This window comes from Wolbachia endosymbiont of Drosophila aff. chauvacae BK-2020 (assembly GCF_032848195.1).
GTDB lineage: Bacteria > Pseudomonadota > Alphaproteobacteria > Rickettsiales > Anaplasmataceae > Wolbachia > Wolbachia pipientis.
Genome location: NZ_CP136586.1, coordinates 561,199 through 581,196, shown reverse-complemented (window position 1 = coordinate 581,196; position 19,998 = coordinate 561,199). Strand labels below are relative to the sequence as shown.

The following is a 19,998-nucleotide window of genomic DNA, read 5'->3' as shown; positions in this document are numbered from 1 at the left end:
AAGGTCAGTCTGTCCAGGTTCCAAGATCGGTGTCAAAAATTGCTCAAACCATCCATTAAAAACATCCATATTACAGTGGCCTTCAAAGGTTAACGGAACAACTATCTTTCTTCCACTTAAGGCTGCAACCATACTGATTCGTTGAGTTTTCTTTCCAGATTTTAAGGCATAAAACCGCTGTCCTTTCTGGCAATATCCGTAGTTCGGTGTTATCAATGCCAGACTCATCTATATACACTAAGTTTTTAGGTTCTTTTGTCGCTATAATTTTCAAAAATTCAGCACGTTTTTCTTCGTTTCTTTCCTTGTATCCATATGTCTTTTTTTGCGCGTAAATCCAATTTTTTTAAGGGCTCGATAGATCGTTTGGATACTAACGTTGTTCCAAAGTTTAGCCATTTCCGATAGAGTCTTTCCTCTGTGTTCTCTGGCAAATTTGGCAAAGGTATCCCAGTCGGTAATTTTGTGATTGTAACCCCCATTTCCAAGTTTTTTTGATTGAAAGTCTCCTGTTTCTTTTCTTCTTTGCTGCCACTCCCATAAAGTAGTTCGTCCAATCTTAAATCTTGCTGCCACTGTTTCTCTGCTTTCTCCTTCGTCTAGCGCTTCCATTGCTTTTTTTCTTAAATCATAACTATATGCTGCTGGCATTCAACCTCCTTATCATCATCTACCCTTATCCTATCACATCCGGACTTTTATGGAAAGAGCTATATTTTTATCAATTCTGCAATCATTTATCTTAATATTAAGTTTCTTAAACCTTCTTGATGCTTGTGAATAGCTGCAAATCTCTTCCTATTTGTTGCAAATACCCTTTTATAAACCCGACTGTTTGTCTTAAACCAATTCTAAAGAAACTGACGATTATATGCACCAAAATCACAACTTTATCACTATAAATATAGTTGCCGCCCTGCATTTTTGGACAATTCTCGTACCAATTTTCTATGGCGTCATTGATATAACAAAAAATGCTTCCTCTTTCTTGGAGAAATTTGTTATATTCATGGCAGTTACTGACTCTCATTTTTTGTGGCATATTTTTTCTTCAACAGTTAAATGGCTATTTATAATGAATTTTGTCAGTAACTGCCAGTTCTTTTCACTTGAGCGATGCAACAAAGCCCACTGGGATCCAGGAAAGTTTGCTTGTAAGCAAGCAAACTAGCATGGAAAGTTTATACTAAATGAATGTTTTTGATGAGGTTGCACAGAAGCTGGATCCCAGTGTCAAGCACTGGGATGACATCATCCTTTTTTGGATTCCAGACTGGAATGACAGCAGTCCTACGTCATACCGCCGCGGTATTTCCAGATCCCGCTAACACGTAGCGGGATGATGGTTGTCAGGGTGTTGTCCAAGTAGCCTCCTTCTTCTGTTATCCAAGTAGCCTCTTTCTTGTCATCTCAGTGCTCCTTTCTTGTCATCCCAGTGCCCAGACACTGGGATCCAGGAAACTTAACTTTACACCAGGTAATAAGAACTGGATTCCAGCGTCACGCGCTGGAATGACAGCAGTCCTACGTCATACCGCGATTCATTCGCGGTATCTCAGCCGCTAACAAGAGATCCCGCTAACAAGTAGCGGGATGACGGTTGTCGTTCAGCCACAAACATTAAGAAATTTACCAAATGAAAAAAAAGGCAAAAGAAGCCCCGTGGTTATTATCCGCTTTAAAATATTGGCGTTTTTTATGTTTTAAACGCTTGACAAGCGAAGTTCAGCTGCTTTTAATTGCAACTAACTTATGCTGCAAATGTTTAAGAAATTTACTAAGCAGAAAAAAAGACAAAGAATCCCCGAGTTAGCTAGTCTTTTACTATCTCTGTCGAGTATTGGCATTTTTTGATGTCTTGTAACGCTTTATAAGCGCGTTCAGCTTATTTAGATAAAAATCTAGATGTAGATGAAGTTTTGTAAAGACATACAGTATCTATATACTGCAAAAAATTGAACATAAGACGCCGATACATTAAGTAATCCTTACCTTTTAATCTGCAGATTGGCGAAAGCAAATACAATAGCTTCACTATCATGATAAGGGAGCTGGCGGAGTTTGTCAAGGGATTTTTGACGAAATGATTTTGAAAGCAAAGAGCGGGAGAAGGGGTTCGAACCCTCGACCTCAACCTTGGCAAGGTTGCGCTCTACCAACTGAGCTACTCCCGCAATTAAATTAACCTAAATTTACTTAATTATAGGCATATACAGCGATTTGTAAACCCCGTGTACACGAAAAATGTGAGAGCCCATAAATTTGCGTGGTTCCTTCTATGATCTTTTCGTATACTTAAGACTCATTTTTGATTATCATAGGTTTTCAGTTGTGCCAAAAAATGTATTAATTTTATGGGAATATTTTTATATAAAGACGACTTGCCAGCTAGTTCAATACCAGATGATATAAGGTCTATAGCTGTTGATACCGAGGCAATGGGGCTACTTCATAGCAGAGATAGATTATGCCTTGTGCAGCTCTCTTTTAATGATGGCAACGCTCACTTAGTTCAACTCAAGAACGATTATACAGCGCCAAATTTAAGAAAAATATTAGAGGATAAAAATATAACTAAAATATTTCACTTCGCGCGATTTGATGTGAGCATAATACGTTATTACTTGGAAACTTGGGCACTTCCGTGCTATTGCACAAAGATAGCTTCACGTTTAGTTCGCACTTACACAGATAATCATAGCTTAAAAGAGTTGTGCTTAGAGCTGCTTGATACCAAACTAAATAAGCAGCAGCAATCTTCTGATTGGGGAAATGAAAATTTAACAGACAAACAAAAAAGTTATGCTGCATCTGATGTTTTGTATCTCCACAGGATAAAGGAAAAGCTAGACTTAATGCTGGAGCGTGAAAATAGAAAAGAATTGGCCCAAAAGTGCTTTGAATTTCTTCCTACTCGTATTGAATTAGACTTAATGGGTTGGGAAAACGTGGATATCTTTAACCACCAGATGTAATAGAAGTTTTTTGTTTGTGCAAAACACTTTAGGGCAATTTTTCAAGCTCTGCGGTAAGAATTTAGTTGATTAACTGCTAATAGATACGCTATATTTTACAAGCAATCGTTTTAAGTTTAGGTATTTTATGAGTGATGATATTACACCGGTAAATGATCAAAATTTCAAATCTGAAGTCACTGACTATAAAGGGTTTGTTCTGGTAGATTTTTGGGCAGAATGGTGTGGGCCATGTAAAAGTCTAATGCCGCGTATTGAACAGTTGGCTAAAGACAGAAAAGGCAAGATTAAGATCTGCAAGTTCGACATAGATGAAGGGACTGAAGTGCCAAGTAAGTATGGGGTTCAATCTATACCTACTTTGATTATATTTCAAGATGGTAAGGAAATTGCACGCAAAATTGGTGCAACAAATGATCTGCTAAGTTGGGTTGATAGTGAAATAAGCTAATAGACAAATTTGCTTTTGTGTGTATTATAAATATTGATAAAAGGGATTGTAGCTCAGTCGGTTAGAGCAGTTCGCTCATAACGAATTGGCCGTAGGTTCGAGTCCTACCAATCCCACCATTGTTAGCATGATCGTAACAATGAGAAAACTATAGTATATGAACTATATATTAATGTAATGGGGGAAATGATGGAATTTACTAAGTCTCTAAATAACAAGTTAGATGAATTGCACTTACTAAATCATCCATTCTACCAATCATGGAATACAGGAAGCTTAAGCTTGCAAGCTTTACAAACCTATGCTAAAGAATATTATCACCATGTTGCTGCGTTTCCTCGTTACATCAGTGGTATACATTTTCTGTGCCCAGATCTAAAAATGCGACAGGTTTTACTTGGTAATTTAATAGAAGAGGAACAAGGTGATGAAAATCATCCAGAGTTATGGAAACGTTTTGCTGAAGGGCTTGGCGTTGCGCGATCTGATCTTCGTGAAAGTGCACAGATTAAGGAGACACAAGAATTAATTGATGGTTACTTTGACATTGTAAGATCAGGTTTTGCAGCAGGTCTTGGAGCCTTGTACGCTTACGAACGTCAAACTCCAGAGGTTTCCAAGTCTAAAATTGAAGGTTTAAAAAAACACTATTCAATAAGTGATGAGCGTTCTCTTCAATTTTTTACGGTCCATATGCATGCTGATGAATGGCATTCTGAGGAATGTGCAAATCTTATTGAAGATCTAGATGAAAAAGAGCAAGATAAAGTTATGCAGGGTGCTCAAAAGGGAGCAAGGCTCTTGTGGGGTTTTCTTGATGGAATGATGAATGCTAGCGTGTGTTAGTAGTTGTAAGTAGCTTAAACTCAGTGATGTTGGAATGCAATGTCTGCATGTAATCTTCTTATATCTGACTTACGGCTTTGGGTTCATTTAGGCTATAGTGCAGAAGAGAAGTATCATTCTCAATTAGTTAGTGTTAATATTGATTTTACCTTTAAATCCCCCCTTTAGGACTTACAACTGACCGGCTTGAGGATACTATATGCTACTTGGAGGTAGTTCAGAGTATTCAATCTCTCGTTCAAAGCAAGCAATTCAACTTAATCGAGCATTTAACTCATGATATATACAGGACCATTAATAACCTTGTGATGCAAAAAAAGCTTATTATTTCTTCTATAGGCGTAACTATTCACAAAGTTGCACCACCTGTCCCCAGTGTGCATGGAGGTGTTTTCTTTACTTATCGTAATGCGTTGCAAGAATGATTTACATTTCTGTTGGCTCAAATATAGGAAATCGCTTTTCCCATTTACAAAAGGCTGCTCAGTTACTGCAGGAGCGCTATTTTAAAAATTTAAAATCTTCAATTATTCTGGAAACTAAGGCTATTTTACCAAATGATGCTTCACCTGGGTGGGACAGGCCATTTCTAAATATGGTTGTGTATGGAAGTTGTTCTTCTTCTCCTGAAGAGCTGTTAAAGGGCCTTAAACAAATTGAATGTGACATTGGCCGTCTGCAGGTCTATGAAAAATGGGCACCTCGCGTTATTGATTTGGATATTTTGTTATGGGATGACCTGACACTTGATACACCCTACCTTAAGATTCCTCACCCAGAATTGATAAACAGACCATTTTTGCTTCACTTGATGACAATGCTGAACCCTATGGCAGTAGTTAACAAAACGTTTGGTACTGTTAACCCTAACATTAAGGATTGCTTTTTAAGGAGTTTTACGCTTTCACCAGAGCTTGTAGGTATTGTCAATATTACTCCTGATTCATTTTCAGATGGTGGTCTTTATTATGATGCAGATCAAGCAACCAAGCAGGCACTGCGGCTGTTATCAGATGGTGCAAGCATAGTTGAACTTGGTGCTCAATCAACAAGACCTGGCTCCTCAATACAAACTCCAAAAGCAGAATATGCACGCTTAAAACCAGTGCTTGATAATCTCAATCAGTATATGAAAGTTGGTGACATTAAAGTCAGCATTGATAGTTTCTGGCCAGATGTTATTTTGAATGTTTTGGAGCACTACAACATTGCCTGGGTAAACGATCAGAAGGGAGATCTAGATGATAATACCTTAAAAGCGATTGCTAGCAGTGGATGTAGTATCGTTATTATGCATTCACTCTCCATACCACCACATAGTGACAACATTATCCCAAGTGACATTGATCCAATTGATACCATAAATAATTGGGCAGAAAGGAACATTAATAGATTACTAGCTCTAGGTTTTGATCAAAGCTCGATCATTATTGATCCTGGTATTGGTTTTGGCAAATCTATGTACCAGAATATCCAGATTTTACGCAGTATAGAAACGTTACAAAATTTTGGCTGCAAAGTTCTGGTTGGCCATTCTAGAAAGTCATTTATTTCTTCTTTTTCTACAGAACCTGTCTTTAACCGAGATTTAGAAACAATTGCTACATCATCTGTATTACACAACAAGGTTGATTTCCTTCGAGTGCATAATGTGCGTGATCACATGCGATTTTTTGTAGCTCAAGCTGCTTTACAGGGATGATAGTTATCGGAATTATGGCTGTTGATCCCAAGGGGGTAATTGGAATAAATAATGGATTGCCCTGGCATTATCCAAGTGAGTTAGATCATTTTCGTCAGGTGACTGAAAAACAAGTTATTGTTATGGGGAGAAAGACATTTGAAACTATGCCTCAAGACATATTAGGGAATCGTATCCCTGTTGTTTTTTCTCGTGACAAATTAAATTCTTGTTTTAACAGAGGAGTAAAATGCACTATTATTTCTTCTATGCAAGAGTTTTTGTCAATCCAAAGTAATTCTAAAGTCTTCATGATTGGTGGAGCACAAATAGCGCATCTTTTTTTGGAGTATGATCTAATCTCAGAATTTATCATAACAGAAATTCACAAACCCTATAAAGGTGATGTATATTTCAACTTAACACTTCTTGATGGATGGCATAAAACTATTCTCACCAAAACGAAAGATTATACTATATGCAAGCTGACACGTTAATATGCATGTTGAAGCAATTTATACCCACCGCATTGAATGTGGAGAAGTATTAGAGCAGGTTCTTGATCGCTATGTTTCAGAGTTGCTAAGAGAGGAAGTTGTTCTTGCTATCACATCAAAAATCATTTCTATTTGTCAAAAACAAGTGGTTTGCAAAACTGCTTGTTCTAAAGAAGAGCTAATCAAAAGAGAAGCTGATGCAATTGTTGATGTAGACCATAATTCTTACGGCATCTATTTAACAATCAAAGACAATATCTTAATTCCATCTGCTGGTATTGATGAATCAAATGGTAATGAAGTGTATATTTTATACCCAAAGGATGTTCAGAAAACAGCTCTATCAATATGGAACTATCTCAAGACAAAACACTGCATAAAACATCTTGGTATTTTGATTACAGATAGTAACATAACACCTATGCGCCTTGGGGTTACGGGCGTTGCTCTTGGTTGGTGTGGATTTGAACCATTTTATTCCTATATAGGCAAGCCAGATCTTTATGATCAACCACTGCAAGTAACACAAGTCAATCTTCTTGATGCGCTGGCAACGTCTGCTGTTTTAGTTATGGGAGAAGGGGCGGAGCAAACACCAATGGCAATAATTAGTGGCGCACCAAAGATTCACTTTCTTACTCGTCCGCCAACTACAGAAGAAGAAAAAAGTGTGAAGATATCTATGGAAGAGGACCTTTACTCTCCTCTCCTCATGCGAGCCCGCTGGTTAAAGAGTTAAAGAGGAACTTAAAAATTTGCTATTAGACTTCTTACATAACCATATAACATTGGGAATAGAAACAAAAAACTTACTTGACACCCTTCGCCAGCGCCCTTATCATGATAGTGAAGCTATTGTATTTGCTTTCGCCAATCTGCAGATTAAAAGGTAAGGATTACTTAATGTATCGGCGTCTTATGTTTAATTTTTTGCAGTACATAGATACTGTATGTCTTTACAAAACTTCATCTACATCTAGATTTTTATCTAAATAAGCTGAACGCGCTTATAAAGCGTTACAAGACATCAAAAAATGCCAATACTCGACAGAGATAGTAAAAGACTAGCTAACTCGGGGATTCTTTGTCTTTTTTTCTGCTTAGTAAACTTCTTAAACATTTGCAGCGTAAGTTAGTTGCAATTAAAAGCAGCTTAATCTTGCTTGTCAAGCGTTTAAAACATAAAAAACGTCAATATTTTAAAGCGGATAATAACCCCAGGGCTTCTTTTGCCTTTTTTTTCATTTGGTAAATTTCTTAACGTTTGTAGCTAAACGACAACCGTCATCCCGCTACGTGTTAGCGGCTAAGAGATACCGCGGCGGTATGACGGTTTGCGGTGGCATGACCTCGTCATCCCGCTACTTGTTAGCGGGATCTAGAGATACCGTGACGGTATGACGGTTCGCGCGGTGGCATGACCTCGTCATCCCGCTACTTGTTAGCGGGATCTAGAGATACCGCGAATGAATCGCGGTATGACATAGGGAACCCTTTCTTGGGTTAGCTATAGATTTACTTCGCATATTCAGCTAATTTTTATTACAATTACAACAAAATAATTTTGGCTTTGATGAAAACTGTATATGTATGTCAATCCTGTGGTCACAGCACTGGTAGGTGGGTAGGGAAGTGCATCGCATGTGACAATTGGGATATAATTGTTGAGGAAATAGCAGTAAAAACGGGCAAAAGAAGTATATCTGCACCAATTTTAATAAAGACGTTATCGGGTAGCGAAATTATCACTCCAAGTCGTTTTTTAACAGGAATAGAAGAATTAGATAGAGTTTTTGGTGGGGGTATCGTTCAAGGTGCTAGCATTTTAATTGGTGGCGAACCTGGTATTGGAAAATCCACCCTTTTGCTTAGAATTGCAGCTAATGTTGTGCAACTTTCCTCTTTTGAATGTCTTTATGTATCCGGCGAGGAGTCTTTAGAGCAGGTGAGTCTCAGAGCAAAGCGTCTTAAGATAAATGAACCTAAAATTAAGCTTTTATCTACAGTGTCTTTAACTGATGTAGTAGCAACAATAAAGGAAAACAAAAGTATTAAATTCTTAGTAATTGACTCTATACAAACAATGTATGATAGCAGAATTACATCGGCACCAGGAACTGTAACTCAGGTTCGTACTTGCGCACATGAATTAACTATTCTTGCGAAACAATATGGTGTTTCTCTTTTAATAGTTGGTCATATAACTAAGGATGGACAAATAGCTGGACCCAAAACTCTGGAGCATATGGTGGATACGGTATTATATTTTGAAGGTGAAAATAGCAATCAATATCGCATTTTGCGTACTATTAAAAATAGATTTGGCCCTGCAAATGAAATTGGTGTTTTTGAGATGTCTGAAGCAGGACTTGTGCCTGTTGATAATCCATCATCATTGTTTCTGATGGCCCATGACAGAGAAGTAGTTGGCAGCGCCGTATTTGCAGGAATTGAAGGTTCAAGACCAATTTTAATGGAAGTGCAAGCATTAATAGCAGGGACTAATATGGCAACCCCAAGAAGGGCAGTAGTTGGGTGGGATATTAATAGATTGGCTATGATCATCGCGGTGCTAAATGCTCGTTGCAAAATGTTTTTGCATGATAAAGAGGTATACCTAAACATTGCAGGGGGACTCAAAATACAGGAACCATCGGCTGATCTTGCTGTTGCTGCTTCCCTTATTTCAAGTATAGTAAATTTACCGCTACCAACTTCTTCAATAATCTGCGGTGAAGTTGCACTTTCAGGAGAAATTAGGAACATCTCGCATGCTGATCTCAGACTAAAAGAAGCACAAAAGTTAGGATTCAAAAAAGCAATTATGCCTAAAAATGGTAACTATTCTTCTCATGATATTGAAATAATCAAGCTTGGTCACGTAAGGGAATTAAGAGAAGTCTTTAATTACAATTAAATAACGCTTCAGCAAATTCTTTGCTAGTAAACTCCCTTAAGTCCTCTATATTTTCGCCAATTCCTATAGCATGTAACTTTATCTTATAAGCTTCTGCAAGTCCAATTACCACTCCGCCCTTAGCAGTGCCATCTAACTTTGTTACGATTAGCCCGGTAACATTAACCATTTTGCTAAATGCTTCTAATTGGCTATAAGCATTTTGGCCGGTAGTTGCGTCAAGAACTAAAATAACGTCATGAGGGGCAGTGTCATCCAATTTCTTTATCGTTCTATATATTTTTGATAACTCCTCCATAAGGTTCACATTATTTTGCAGCCTTCCTGCTGTGTCAATTAGAACAACATCAACGTTATCTTTTATAGCTTGACTTACAGCTCTATATGCCACACTTGCAGAGTCGCTACCGTACTCTCCAGTAACAATCAAGCAATCAGAACGTTCTGCCCAAATGTTTAATTGTTCACTAGCAGCAGCTCTAAATGTGTCGCATGCAACAAGCATAACGGATTTTCCCATTTCCTTATATTTATATGCGAGCTTACCTATAGTCGTGGTTTTACCGTTACCATTTACTCCGCATACCATTATTATATGTGGTTTTTTGTTTAAAATTAGCGGTTGCACAGCAGGGTTCAATATCGATTCTATTTCGCTCATTAGCTGCTGTGTGATGGTATTATACTCAACTTCCTTGTCAAATTTGATGCTTGTGAGCCTATCGATAATCAACTTGGAAGTTTTATGACCAATATCCATGCTAATTAGCAATTCTTCTAATTCATCTAAAAGCGACTGATCTAATTTTTTTTTGCCAGAAAAAATACTTTTCACCCCGTCGCTAAAGCGAGAAGAAGTTTTTAACAGGCCCTGATAAAGGTTACTAAACAAACTCAAGGGATACTCCTTTTTAAATTATAAACTTAATTACAATATAAAGAATGACATGCACTACGCGAATTTGTAAAGTAAAATGCACTCAAAAACTACAATTTTACCTTACAAAAATTACACTTTTTGAGTGTATTTTACTTTAGTTTTTAACCTAAATATGTTATAATGTAGAATAGCGGTTCACAGGTAATTTTATGAGTTATAATGAGAAAATTTTAGATCATTACGAAAATCCAAGGAATGTTGGCTCTCTGGATAAAAATGATCCAAATGTTGGTACTGGCCTAGTTGGTGCACCATCGTGCGGTGATGTAATGAAATTGCAGATAAAGGTCAATGACAAAGGTGTTATTGAAGATGCAAAATTTAAAACTTTTGGTTGTGGTTCTGCCATTGCTTCAAGTTCCTTGTTAACAGAGATGATAAAGGGAAGAACCATCAGTGACGTTACACAGATAAAGAATACTCAAATAGTGGAAGAGTTGTCTTTACCTCCAGTGAAGATACACTGTTCGGTACTTGCTGAAGATGCTATAAAGGCTGCTATTCATGACTATCAAAGTAAACAAAAGAATTAAGAAGCTACGAACATGGGTGAATATCAAGAAGTAGGCGGAGGTGAAACTGTAAAAAAGAATAAAAAACTTATCACTATAACTGCGGAAGCAGTAGAAAGGATAAGGTATTTATTGGACCAAAAGAAGCATACTAACCTTGAGAAACCGGAAGAAGCAATAGGAATAAGAGTGCTAATTAAGCAAAAAGGATGTTCTGGTTTAAAATATGATATTGAATATGCATATGATACTCGTCCTTTAGAGTCGGTAATTGAAGAAAACTGTAGTGATGGCCAAAAAGTTAAAGTGTTGATCGACCCAAAATCCGTCATGTTTATTCTTGGCTCTGAAATGGATTATGTAGAAGAAAAATTTTCATCGGGTTTTGTTTTCAAAAATCCTAATGAGAAAGGAAAATGTGGTTGTGGAGAGAGTTTTCATGTCTAGCAACTATTTTGCATTGTTTGAAATTGAACCAGCTTTCAATATCAGCTTTGATGAGTTAGAGAAAAAATATATTGAGCTAAGCAGGACTGATATAAATGAAAGACAGTCCCAAAACATGGAAAATATTAACAGAGCTTATCAGATACTAAAGTCACCGCTAAAACGTGCTGAGCATTTGCTGGATTTTTTTAATGTGAAAAGCCAAAAGGACCACTTAAATTCTGAAATATTAAGTGAATCAATGGAAATAAGAGAGTACTTACTAGACTGCGACGATCTACAATTTGCAAGTAGGATGATCGATGAAAAAATAAAAGGTTGCATTAAAAATCTAATTAACACTTTTGCTGTAAAGAATTTTGATAGAGCTGCTACACAAGTCTTAAGATTGAAATATTTATACAAGTCATTTGAGGAGATGAAGAAAAATGCAACCAATTCAAATTTCTGAACCAAATTCAAATGAAGTAGTTTTTGGTATAGATCTTGGCACTACCAACTCTTTAATTGCTATGGTAAATAAAGCTGGCAACGTGGAGATATTTAAAGATGAACAGGGAAGAGAGCTATTACCTTCTATCATTTCATGTGAAAATAATACATTGAAAACTGGCTATGATGTTGGCTCAAATGCAATCCACTCAATAAAACGTTTAATGGGTAAAAGTGTTAAAGATTTGAACAAGATGGGTGTTTATTTTGAAATAGATAACGAAAGTGAAAAAGTTATTAGAGTAAAATGTTCGGAGGAAAAGTATCTTACTCCTGTTGAGATTTCTGCTGAGATATTAAAAGCTTTATGTGAGAGGGTAAAAAAGTCTAAGGGGCTGGAAGTAAAAAAAGCAGTAATTACTGTGCCAGCTTACTTTGACGATTCAGCACGTAACGCAACTAAATATGCAGCAAAATTAGCTGGCATAGAAGTTCTGCGCCTCGTTAACGAGCCAACCGCTGCAGCGCTTTCTTACTCCATTGAAAAGAACAATAACAGTGGAATATATGCAGTTTATGACCTTGGTGGTGGAACATTTGATATTTCGATATTGAAATTGCATCAAGGAGTGTTTCAAGTTCTTGCAGTTGGTGGTGATACCAAACTCGGCGGTGATGATTTTGATCATTTGCTGAGTTCAATTGTGATTGATAAGTATAGAGAAAAGACGGCTAAGCAACTAAATTCCTTACTTATCGAATCACGCTCTGTGAAAGAGTACCTAAGCAATCACACTATAGGTATCTTCGAATTTAATGTTAACGGCAAGCCATTTGAGTGCGAAATTACCAGAGAAGAATTCGAGCAGGCAATCAGTTCTTTGGTCAATAAGACTATCAATATAGTCACTCGTACTATAAGTGATATAGATCTTAAAATTGATGATATAAAAGGAGTAATTTTAGTTGGTGGTGCAACTAGAACACCATTGGTTCAAAATTCACTAGTCAAACTCTTTGGAAATAAAGTACTAAATGACGTGGATCCAGATAAAGCAGTTGCCATTGGGGCAGCTCTGCAGGCTCATGATTTAACTTCGAGCTCAAAAGATAGGAATATTCTCCTGGATGTTTTACCTCTATCACTTGGCATAGAAACTATGGGAGGCATAGTTGAAAAAATCATACCAAGAAATACGCCACTGCCAGTTTCAGAAACAAAAGAGTTTACAACTTATATTGATGGGCAAACAGCAATGAAAATTCATGTTTGTCAGGGAGAACGTGAAATGATAGAGGATAACAAATCTCTAGCGCAGTTTGAACTAAAAGGTATACCGCCACTGCCTGCAGGTTCTGCAAGAGTTGAAATAGAATTTACAGTTAACGTTGACGGAATCTTGACTGTTACTGCAAGAGAAAAAACTACTGGAATTGAGCAGACAGTTAAAGTAAATTCAAGTTTTGGCTTGAGTGAAGCTGATGTTCAAAATATGGTTAACCAGTCAATAAACAGTTTTGACGAAGATATGAAGGCTCGTTCCCTTGCAGGTGCTAAAATTAATGGAAATAAACTCATACACTTGGTTGAAAACAATAATAACCTTTCCACTGATCAAAAGTTGAAAAACCTATTACAAAATGCAAAAAACGCTTTACAAGGCAATGACTTGAATGAAATTAACAACACTATCGCCGAGTTAGAAAATTCTTCTTTAGAGTTGTGTGAATTAACAAATAGGTAGAAAAAGCTTACACAACCTTGTGCAATACCCTATTTAATCTCAAAGCAACAGGTAACCTGAAATTAAATGGTAACCAATCGACCTTTCCTAATTTAAATGATAAACCAACTATGCTTACACGCCCAATGATATTTTCCATTGGTACAAAACCAACTTCAGGAAACCTACTATCTAAAGAATTATTTCTATTGTCTCCCATAACGAAAAATTGATCGTTAGGTACATAATAAACCGGAGTGTTATATGATAGCTTATTAGAAATGTCATCTACCAAAATCTCATGTTCCTTGCCACTTAAAAGCGTTTCTATATATCTTGGTATGTTACGATTTGACTCATAATCAAAAAAACTTTCAATTTGCCTTCGCTCTACTTTCTGATCATTTAGGTATAATTCTCCCTCTATCATTTGCACTTTGTCACCTGGTGTTCCTATTACTCGCTTAACAAACCTGATGCTGTCATTTCTTGTGGGTTTGAAAACTACTATGTCGCCACGCTTTGGAGGGGTATAAAAAATCCTGCCGCTAAAAATGTTTGGAGAAAATGGAAAGGAGTGTTTACTGTAACCGTATGAATATTTACTAGTAAAAATGTAATCCCCTTCAAGTAGGGTGCTTTTCATTGAACCAGAAGGTATATGAAATGGCTCGAATAAAAAACTACGTATTGATAGCGCAATCAACAGTAAAAAAAACAATGAAGATAAAAATCTTCCCGTTCTTATCACCCAGTTTTTGCTTAGTTCTTCCAACTTTTCCAACTTTGTTTTTCTTATAGATTAAGCTTATTATAATACATAAATTAAAAAATGGTAATATGAAATTTTACTTGTGAATGTTATTCCTCTATTCAAAACAATTTTGAAAAGGCGGTTCATTTCTTTCAACGGTGTCATCCAAGTAGCGTGACACATAACTGTACGAACATTGCAATTTGCAGGTGGCAGATGAAAGTAGCTGATGCACATCTGTACGAACATTTGCTTTTGTTAAGGTAATATGGTGTTATGAAAGTAGCTGACACTGGAATGGCTTTGTTGCATCGCTACTTATGAAAGGCTAACTATAGTTAGGATTATAAGCAACCTATTGAAAATCTTGTTTTTTTGCAATCAATCTGATCAAATTTAAGAATAGTAATTTGTTATTTATATTAATAAATTTAATTCTATTGAAAATAGCTAAAGCATTGAAATTCTTGAATTTTAGCCGAATTGGTAAATGGTAGTGAAATTTCTTTTACTCAAATTTAGGTATTCATTGACCGTTCTTGTTATAAATACCAGAATAATAAGCTACTGATATTCCCTATCTTTTTTATCTTTAATCCATCATAGCTAGCGATGCAACAAAGCCCACTGGAATCTAGGTTGTAACCGTTCACGGATTGTGAGAATGAATAAAGAACTAAGCAGTCGTAACTTTTGGAAGGGATTTTGGCCATTGAGACGTGATGTCAAAAATATCGACAACATTCTTTCCACAAATCTTTCTCCATGTTCCGACCAGGTGAAAAAGCTGTTTTTACGATAGCCGTCTAATTTGCCGTTCTGCAAGGTTGTTGATTGACTTCAGGCTTTCGTAAAAACTTCCACACCATATCCTCGGCCTTAACATCTTAATGGCCATTCTCAAACCATTTACAAGCCTTGTCATTTCATGCCCCCCCTTTTTGCATTAGTTGTGTAGCATCTTTTAATATTAGCAAGGCCTATAATAGTGCAACACTGCCTTACGTATTGCCAATCCAAATTCTACTTGCTGTAAAATAACACAATCTGCTACATCGCTGCTAATCTCAATCCCTCTGTTTATTGGCCCTGGGTGCATAACAATCGCATCTGGTTTTGCGTATGATAGCTTTTGTGAATCAAGTCCATACAAATAAAAATATTCTTTCTCTGAAGAACTATTATTCATGCGCTCTTTCTGCAATCTCAAAAGCATAATTACGTCAGCATCCTTTATACCTTCAATTAATGAATAATGGACTGAATCTACTTCAGGAAAATGCTTACAAATCAAAGTTGGTGGTGCGACCAAGTTTATCTCTGCTCCAAACATTTTTAGCAATCTTATATTTGATCTTGCAACTCTACTGTGCAGAATATCTCCACATATCACAACTTTGAGGTCCTTTATTTGCTTTTTGTGATTGCTGATTACAAGATAGTCTGCAAGAGCTTGAGTTGGATGTTCACTACTTCCATCGCCTGCATTGATTAGCGAGCAGTTAACATACTTTGCCAGTGTATTAATGATACCACTACTTTTATGCCTGATTATTATGTAATCAGGATTCATTGCATTTAATGTTTTGATCATGTCTTTTAGATCTTCTCCCTTGTTAATAGAAGAAGATCTTATTGGCAAAGTTACAACATTTGCTCCAAGGCTTTTTGCTGCTATTTCAAAAGACGCAAGTGTACGCGTTGAATCTTCAAAGAATAAATTTATTACTGTCTTATTTTCCAAGATATGACTATTTGCAACTTCTTTTTTAAGGTACTGGTTGGCCAACTTAGTTATATTTTCTACATCATCGACTGTAAGGTCTGAGATGTTTAACAAATTCCTTCTCTTGTTCATAGTTTCCTTTTCAACTACTTGAACCTATTCTACTTTCTTATTACCTTTTTTCAATAGACTTCTTGTGCAGCAATTGTTTTGGTGAAAGAACGGAAAAAGATAGTAAAGTCAAAATTAAGTTAGAAGGAAGAAAAAGTTCAGCGAGTCAAGAGTAAGTTATATTAGCATAAATCTTTCATCCCAATGTTTAGTGGCGCTGGGGATTACTTCCACTTACACTCATCCGCTATCATAACAGCCTCAAAAAGATGCTTCTCAAGTTCACTTAGAGGCAAATCACTTTGTGAATAATTTCCCCAAGATTTTAGTATATCGGAAGTTTCAACGCCTTCAATAATAGGATATTCTTGGTTTTTTTTAGCGTATAACTCTTGAGCCTGCTTGCTTACTAAAAATTCCAATAAGACTATAGCATTTTCCCTGTTTTTTGCGTTTTTTGTTACTGCTGCACCACTGATGTTTACCATTACACCGTGATCGTTGCGATGAGGAAAAAAAGCCCCTAGCTTGTCTGCAACATTCTTTTTATTTTCTGATGAAAGAATTCTCGCAAAGTAGTAGCTGTTTACTATTGCAACATCTCCCTCACCCGCTGCTACGGCGTAAATTTGATCAGTATCACCACCACTTGGTTTTCTTGCCATATTGCTCACAATTCCGCTTACCCATTCTTTCGTCTTTTCAAAACCATTATTTGCAATCATAAAAGCAATTAACGATCTGTTATATGGACTTGTAGAAGAACGCACTAATATTTTTCCTTTCCATTTTTCATTTGCTAAATCTTCATAAGTACTTAAGTCCTTAGGGTCTACTGACTCTTTATTGTAAACCAATATCCTAGCTCTTTTTGTAAGACCAAACCAATAATCTTCACTGTCTCTCAATCTTGCAGGTATAACACTTTTTAAAACCTCTGAATCTACTTGAGATAAAAGTCCTCTTTTTTTTGCTAGAATTAAGTTGATTGCATCAGCAGTCAAAAATAAGTCAGCTTCACCACCGTTTTCCATTCGTGAAAGTAGCTGAGAATAATCATCAATGATGTAACGTACTTTAATACCTGTATTTTTCGTGAATTCATCAAACAAAGTACGTACTAATTCTTCTTTGCGCGATGAATAAACATTTACCACTTGTGAGTCATTAGTTCCGTCGTTTCTGTATAAATAAGTAATAACTATCAATATAATTGCTATTAAGGATGTGAATATAAAGGCTTTTTTCATATTGGATAAAAAATAACTTCTTTCAGTTAAAGTTACCAAGATGGTACAACTTTAGCAAGTGTAAAGTTCGTTAGATAAATCATAAAAACTTCCTTGACAAGCTTCGCCAGCCCCCTTATTATAACACTGAAGCTATTTATTTATCTTCGCAATCTCTGCAGTGGATTAATGACAAAAAACTTAATGTATTTGGCGTAAATCATGCTTAATTTTTTGCACTATGTGCACCTTATTTCTTTATAAAATTTCTAGGTTTTTACCTAATATAAGCTGAAATGCGCTATTTAAAACATTAAAAAACGCCAACTTAAAAAATGGATAGTGAATAACTAGCTACCCTAGGGTTTCTTTTGCCTTTTTTTCTGTTTAGTAAATTGTATCCGTTCAGCGGAGTGGTAGAATAAGGTAGACAAAGCAAGATAATAAAGATAATCATAGAGCAAAAGTGAGGTAATGTGGTAAACCTTTGAGAACTTTGCAAAAATTTACAGCAAAAAATAGAAAAACTGAAAGCAGAGATAGAAAACTTAAAAGCAGAAAATAAAGCTTTAAAGATAGAGAACGCTGAATTAAAGGAAAGGCTCGGTTTAAATTCAAAAAACTCATCCCTGCACAGCTCAAAAGAGCTATACAAAATAAAAAAGGACAAGCCAAAAAGTGAAAGGAATGTTGGCGATCAGGTTGGGCATAAAGGAAATTTTCATGCCACAATGGAAGCGGATAAAGTAGTAAAAATAGAGTTGCCTAATATTTGCGAATGCGGAGGAGAGCTTGTAATATGCGAAAAACCTTATGTTCACCAAAAAGTTGATCTTCCGGAAATTAGGCCTTATGTAGTAATTGGAACATGGTCGTTGTTGGAGATGCAGAAAAAGAAAAAGTAGCAAGTTACCAGAAGGTGTTACGCCAGATACATTTGGTCCAAGGGTTAAGTCTATAATTGCAGCACTCAGCGAATTTTACAAAAACTCAAAGCGTGAAGTGGCTAGTATCATAAATGACATTTTTAATTTGAACATAAGTGTTGGCAGCATATCAAATCTTACTATTACCCACAAATATGAGGTTCGTGAGCAAGTCGCCATCCTTCTGCTAAATCAAAGAGACGTTTATATCCTTTCCAAAGAGTAATTGGTCCTGGTTTTGGGTCATTTTTTCTTGCTAAATGGCCTCCAAGTTCATGAAACAGCTTCTTTTATGTTGGGAACTACACTTGGACATGGTTTTCTGTGTATTTTAACGTATAAAACTTTCCATTCTTCTTCAGCTAATAAGGTAGTACATGGTAATGTTGGGTTAGCTCTTGCAATTGATGTAATAAAGAAGATCCTCCAAGCAATAATACTCATAACTGTTAGATATCTCATTAGTCTTTCTGCTATTCCAAGCCTACATTCTTCAACTTTGAGACCGGATTTAAAATTTTATGTAATATCTCTATTTTCCATCTAAGGCAATTGTAAGTTAAAAACGTGGTATAAAAGAGATAAGAGAGAAAGATAACCCTGCTCACTAGGAATAGCGGGCGTGCGCGACTGAAAGGAAATTGGTATTACAACCGTTGGTATCAAGGTACGCTAGCCCTATCTCTCGATACGCTTGAATAGTTGCTTGGGACATATATATGCACCCGTTTACAATCTTAAATTAACTAAAACTATCGAGGTTTATTATGGTTACATCTTATCAAAATTTTATTGGCATTGACATCGGAAAATTTAAAAATATCGTTGCAATTCACAAACAGAAGAATGCTGTCGAATTTGATAATAATGCTTCTGGTTGGCAACAATTATTTCAAGAGTTTTCAGATATTCTACCTAATGCTTTAGTGACTTTAGAAAATACAGGGAAATATGAGCTTGGCTTATCACATTTTCTTACCGACAAAAATATTGCCGTGCATCGAGCTAATACTCGTAAAGTAAAAAGCTTTATTTTATCTCACGGAACTTTAGCAAAGTCTAGATGCAAGAGCTCTTGCTCAATATGGATTTGAACGCCATAGAACTATCTCTCTATTTGTACCTACCTCTACAGAACAATCAACTTTGGCTGCACTTTGTCAACGTCGTGATGATATTACGCAAATGAGAACTCAAGAAAAATGCAGACTTGAAGCACCGGAAAATGATCATATAAAAGAAAGCTGTCAAAAGACCATTGAGTTTTTCGATAGTCAAATAAACGAACTCAATGATACTATACAAAAGATTATTGATGAAAGCCGCGAATTACAACAACGCCAAAAATTCTTAAAACAGTTCCTGGAAAAGTTATCACAAGATTTTTTGTGTTTAATGCCAGAGCTTGGTTACTTAAATAGAAAAGAAGTAGCAAGTCTTGCCGGAGTTGCACTGCATCCAAAAGAAAGTGGTAAAGCTGTTGGTTACCGAAGGATTACAGGTGGTAGAAGTAACGTTCGTTCAAAGCTCTTTACAGCCGCTATGGCTGCTACAAGGTCAAAATCTATACTTGGCGCCTTTTATTCTAAGCTTGTTGAAAGTGGTAAGAAGAAGATGGTGGCTATAACAGCCCTAATGCGTAAAATTATAGTAATTGCTAATACAAGACTTAAAGAAGCAATTAATTTGCATACTTAAAAATCTTCACAACGGTAACTGAATTTGGCTAATGAATATGTGCGTCCACACAGACTTAAAGCACATATTCATTAGCTTAAGCAGAAATTGCTGTGGTAGCTGTTTGATATAAAATTCTATTTCTATGACAAA

The 19,998-nt window shown here is 36.3% G+C and carries 20 protein-coding genes, 2 tRNA genes and 5 pseudogenes; 17 read left to right on the top strand and 10 right to left on the bottom strand.

The annotated features are described in order from the left end of the window. Positions 1-6 precede the first annotated feature (6 nt). Together R0F62_RS03095 and R0F62_RS03090 are read right to left on the bottom strand one after the other, a co-directional pair. Positions 7-651: pseudogene (locus tag R0F62_RS03095) on the bottom strand (IS630 family transposase); the annotation flags it as partial. A gap of 42 nt (positions 652-693) precedes the next feature. Continuing rightward, positions 694-976, bottom strand: a pseudogene (locus R0F62_RS03090) (transposase); the annotation flags it as partial. Here R0F62_RS03090 and R0F62_RS03085 point away from each other — a divergent pair. Both R0F62_RS03085 and R0F62_RS03080 read left to right on the top strand, forming a co-directional pair. After that, a complete protein-coding gene (locus R0F62_RS03085) occupies positions 872-1,171 on the top strand; it encodes a hypothetical protein (RefSeq protein WP_156768666.1) in 300 nt (99 codons plus the stop codon). The pseudogene R0F62_RS03090 and the gene R0F62_RS03085 overlap by 105 nt on opposite strands. A 231-nt stretch (positions 1,172-1,402) precedes the next feature. After that, complete coding sequence (locus R0F62_RS03080; protein WP_251371765.1) at positions 1,403-1,516, top strand: WPE palindromic element domain-containing protein; 114 nt, start codon at positions 1,403-1,405, stop codon at positions 1,514-1,516. Between the two features lie 585 nt (positions 1,517-2,101). Here R0F62_RS03080 and R0F62_RS03075 read toward each other — a convergent pair. Continuing rightward, positions 2,102-2,174 (bottom strand) — tRNA-Gly (locus tag R0F62_RS03075). A 180-nt stretch (positions 2,175-2,354) separates the two neighbouring features. Between R0F62_RS03075 and R0F62_RS03070 the strand changes: the two genes are divergently transcribed. The 9 genes from R0F62_RS03070 (at position 2,355) to radA (ending at position 9,367) form a co-directional block, all read left to right on the top strand. Further along, positions 2,355-2,975, top strand: a complete 621-nt coding sequence (locus tag R0F62_RS03070) for a ribonuclease D (protein WP_010962900.1) — start codon at positions 2,355-2,357, stop codon at positions 2,973-2,975. Positions 2,976-3,102: 127 nt separating this feature from the next. Then, the gene (gene trxA, locus R0F62_RS03065) at positions 3,103-3,426 is read left to right on the top strand and encodes a thioredoxin (RefSeq protein ID WP_010962901.1); all 324 of its coding nucleotides are present in this window, start codon (positions 3,103-3,105) and stop codon (positions 3,424-3,426) included. Between the two features lie 42 nt (positions 3,427-3,468). Continuing rightward, positions 3,469-3,545, top strand: a tRNA-Ile gene (locus tag R0F62_RS03060). 70 nt (positions 3,546-3,615) lie between these two features. After that, the gene (locus R0F62_RS03055; RefSeq protein ID WP_022626367.1) at positions 3,616-4,272 is read left to right on the top strand and encodes a CADD family putative folate metabolism protein; all 657 of its coding nucleotides are present in this window, start codon (positions 3,616-3,618) and stop codon (positions 4,270-4,272) included. Positions 4,273-4,478: 206 nt separating this feature from the next. Then, entirely contained in the window at positions 4,479-4,697 is a 219-nt protein-coding gene (locus R0F62_RS03050; protein ID WP_022626368.1) for a dihydroneopterin aldolase, read from the top strand. Next, the gene (folP, locus tag R0F62_RS03045; RefSeq protein WP_138317886.1) at positions 4,694-5,974 is read left to right on the top strand and encodes a dihydropteroate synthase; all 1,281 of its coding nucleotides are present in this window, start codon (positions 4,694-4,696) and stop codon (positions 5,972-5,974) included. The genes R0F62_RS03050 and folP overlap by 4 nt, the downstream gene beginning before the upstream one ends. Further along, complete coding sequence (locus R0F62_RS03040; protein ID WP_038199174.1) at positions 5,971-6,450, top strand: dihydrofolate reductase; 480 nt, start codon at positions 5,971-5,973, stop codon at positions 6,448-6,450. Before folP ends, R0F62_RS03040 begins: the two co-directional genes overlap by 4 nt. Position 6,451: 1 nt before the next feature. Then, on the top strand, positions 6,452-7,189 hold the full coding sequence (locus tag R0F62_RS03035; protein WP_274979261.1) for a putative folate metabolism gamma-glutamate ligase: 738 nt from the start codon (positions 6,452-6,454) through the stop codon (positions 7,187-7,189). Between the two features lie 834 nt (positions 7,190-8,023). Beyond that, entirely contained in the window at positions 8,024-9,367 is a 1,344-nt protein-coding gene (gene radA, locus R0F62_RS03030) for a DNA repair protein RadA (protein ID WP_274979262.1), read from the top strand. On the opposite strand, the gene ftsY is transcribed toward radA, so the two are convergent. Beyond that, entirely contained in the window at positions 9,354-10,265 is a 912-nt protein-coding gene (ftsY, locus tag R0F62_RS03025) for a signal recognition particle-docking protein FtsY (RefSeq protein ID WP_010962907.1), read from the bottom strand. The two genes, radA and ftsY, sit on opposite strands and share 14 nt — an antisense overlap. Before the next feature lie 191 nt (positions 10,266-10,456). Here ftsY and iscU point away from each other — a divergent pair, with 191 nt between their 5' ends. The 4 genes from iscU to hscA are packed head-to-tail and all read left to right on the top strand — an operon-like array spanning position 10,457 to position 13,443. Next, complete coding sequence (gene iscU, locus R0F62_RS03020; RefSeq protein ID WP_007548853.1) at positions 10,457-10,840, top strand: Fe-S cluster assembly scaffold IscU; 384 nt, start codon at positions 10,457-10,459, stop codon at positions 10,838-10,840. Positions 10,841-10,852: 12 nt separating this feature from the next. Beyond that, positions 10,853-11,266 carry a HesB/IscA family protein gene (locus R0F62_RS03015; RefSeq protein WP_038199190.1) on the top strand — a complete coding sequence of 138 codons (414 nt, stop codon included), beginning with the start codon at positions 10,853-10,855 and terminating at the stop codon, positions 11,264-11,266. Further along, positions 11,259-11,717 carry an iron-sulfur cluster co-chaperone HscB C-terminal domain-containing protein gene (locus tag R0F62_RS03010; RefSeq protein WP_010962909.1) on the top strand — a complete coding sequence of 153 codons (459 nt, stop codon included), beginning with the start codon at positions 11,259-11,261 and terminating at the stop codon, positions 11,715-11,717. Before R0F62_RS03015 ends, R0F62_RS03010 begins: the two co-directional genes overlap by 8 nt. Beyond that, positions 11,695-13,443, top strand: coding sequence for a Fe-S protein assembly chaperone HscA (gene hscA / locus R0F62_RS03005; RefSeq protein WP_010082333.1), 1,749 nt, complete (start codon positions 11,695-11,697; stop codon positions 13,441-13,443). Before R0F62_RS03010 ends, hscA begins: the two co-directional genes overlap by 23 nt. Before the next feature lie 7 nt (positions 13,444-13,450). On the opposite strand, the gene lepB is transcribed toward hscA, so the two are convergent. From lepB to R0F62_RS02980, 5 genes are all read right to left on the bottom strand, one after another. Beyond that, a complete protein-coding gene (gene lepB / locus R0F62_RS03000) occupies positions 13,451-14,197 on the bottom strand; it encodes a signal peptidase I (RefSeq protein WP_010962911.1) in 747 nt (248 codons plus the stop codon). Positions 14,198-14,233: 36 nt separating this feature from the next. After that, positions 14,234-14,425: a hypothetical protein gene (locus R0F62_RS02995; protein WP_156518101.1), complete on the bottom strand. Its 192-nt coding sequence runs from the start codon at positions 14,423-14,425 to the stop codon at positions 14,234-14,236. A gap of 544 nt (positions 14,426-14,969) precedes the next feature. Continuing rightward, positions 14,970-15,101 (bottom strand): hypothetical protein, encoded by a 132-nt coding sequence (locus R0F62_RS02990; protein ID WP_255317428.1) that lies wholly within the window; start codon positions 15,099-15,101, stop codon positions 14,970-14,972. Positions 15,102-15,146: 45 nt separating this feature from the next. Beyond that, the gene (locus R0F62_RS02985; protein WP_006280416.1) at positions 15,147-16,034 is read right to left on the bottom strand and encodes an aspartate carbamoyltransferase catalytic subunit; all 888 of its coding nucleotides are present in this window, start codon (positions 16,032-16,034) and stop codon (positions 15,147-15,149) included. 203 nt (positions 16,035-16,237) lie between these two features. Beyond that, positions 16,238-17,263: an extracellular solute-binding protein gene (locus R0F62_RS02980; protein ID WP_274979263.1), complete on the bottom strand. Its 1,026-nt coding sequence runs from the start codon at positions 17,261-17,263 to the stop codon at positions 16,238-16,240. Positions 17,264-17,760: 497 nt separating this feature from the next. Here R0F62_RS02980 and R0F62_RS02975 point away from each other — a divergent pair. Continuing rightward, positions 17,761-18,304 (top strand): annotated as a pseudogene (locus tag R0F62_RS02975) (IS66 family transposase); the annotation flags it as partial. Positions 18,305-18,311: 7 nt separating this feature from the next. Here the strand turns inward: R0F62_RS02975 and R0F62_RS02970 are convergent. Continuing rightward, positions 18,312-18,719 (bottom strand): annotated as a pseudogene (locus R0F62_RS02970) (IS4 family transposase); the annotation flags it as partial. Between the two features lie 216 nt (positions 18,720-18,935). On the opposite strand from R0F62_RS02970, the pseudogene R0F62_RS02965 reads away from it, so the two are divergent. Beyond that, positions 18,936-19,866, top strand: a pseudogene (locus tag R0F62_RS02965) (IS110 family transposase). Positions 19,867-19,998: the final 132 nt, after the last annotated feature.

Excerpts from the sequence above, each read along its gene's own strand:
- R0F62_RS03085 (WP_156768666.1), top strand. The coding sequence starts at position 872 with ATGCACCAAAATCACAACTTTATCACTATAAATATAGTTGCCGCCCTG.
- trxA (WP_010962901.1), top strand. The coding sequence starts at position 3,103 with ATGAGTGATGATATTACACCGGTAAATGATCAAAATTTCAAATCTGAA.
- R0F62_RS03015 (WP_038199190.1), top strand. The coding sequence starts at position 10,853 with ATGGGTGAATATCAAGAAGTAGGCGGAGGTGAAACTGTAAAAAAGAAT.
- R0F62_RS03070 (WP_010962900.1), top strand. The coding sequence starts at position 2,355 with ATGGGAATATTTTTATATAAAGACGACTTGCCAGCTAGTTCAATACCA.
- radA (WP_274979262.1), top strand. The coding sequence starts at position 8,024 with ATGAAAACTGTATATGTATGTCAATCCTGTGGTCACAGCACTGGTAGG.
- R0F62_RS03055 (WP_022626367.1), top strand. The coding sequence starts at position 3,616 with ATGGAATTTACTAAGTCTCTAAATAACAAGTTAGATGAATTGCACTTA.
- iscU (WP_007548853.1), top strand. The coding sequence starts at position 10,457 with ATGAGTTATAATGAGAAAATTTTAGATCATTACGAAAATCCAAGGAAT.
- R0F62_RS02990 (WP_255317428.1), bottom strand. The coding sequence starts at position 15,101 with ATGACAAGGCTTGTAAATGGTTTGAGAATGGCCATTAAGATGTTAAGG.
- R0F62_RS03040 (WP_038199174.1), top strand. The coding sequence starts at position 5,971 with ATGATAGTTATCGGAATTATGGCTGTTGATCCCAAGGGGGTAATTGGA.
- R0F62_RS02995 (WP_156518101.1), bottom strand. The coding sequence starts at position 14,425 with ATGTTCGTACAGATGTGCATCAGCTACTTTCATCTGCCACCTGCAAAT.
- folP (WP_138317886.1), top strand. The coding sequence starts at position 4,694 with ATGATTTACATTTCTGTTGGCTCAAATATAGGAAATCGCTTTTCCCAT.
- R0F62_RS03010 (WP_010962909.1), top strand. The coding sequence starts at position 11,259 with ATGTCTAGCAACTATTTTGCATTGTTTGAAATTGAACCAGCTTTCAAT.
- R0F62_RS02980 (WP_274979263.1), bottom strand. The coding sequence starts at position 17,263 with ATGAAAAAAGCCTTTATATTCACATCCTTAATAGCAATTATATTGATA.
- R0F62_RS03035 (WP_274979261.1), top strand. The coding sequence starts at position 6,452 with ATGCATGTTGAAGCAATTTATACCCACCGCATTGAATGTGGAGAAGTA.
- hscA (WP_010082333.1), top strand. The coding sequence starts at position 11,695 with ATGCAACCAATTCAAATTTCTGAACCAAATTCAAATGAAGTAGTTTTT.
- R0F62_RS02985 (WP_006280416.1), bottom strand. The coding sequence starts at position 16,034 with ATGAACAAGAGAAGGAATTTGTTAAACATCTCAGACCTTACAGTCGAT.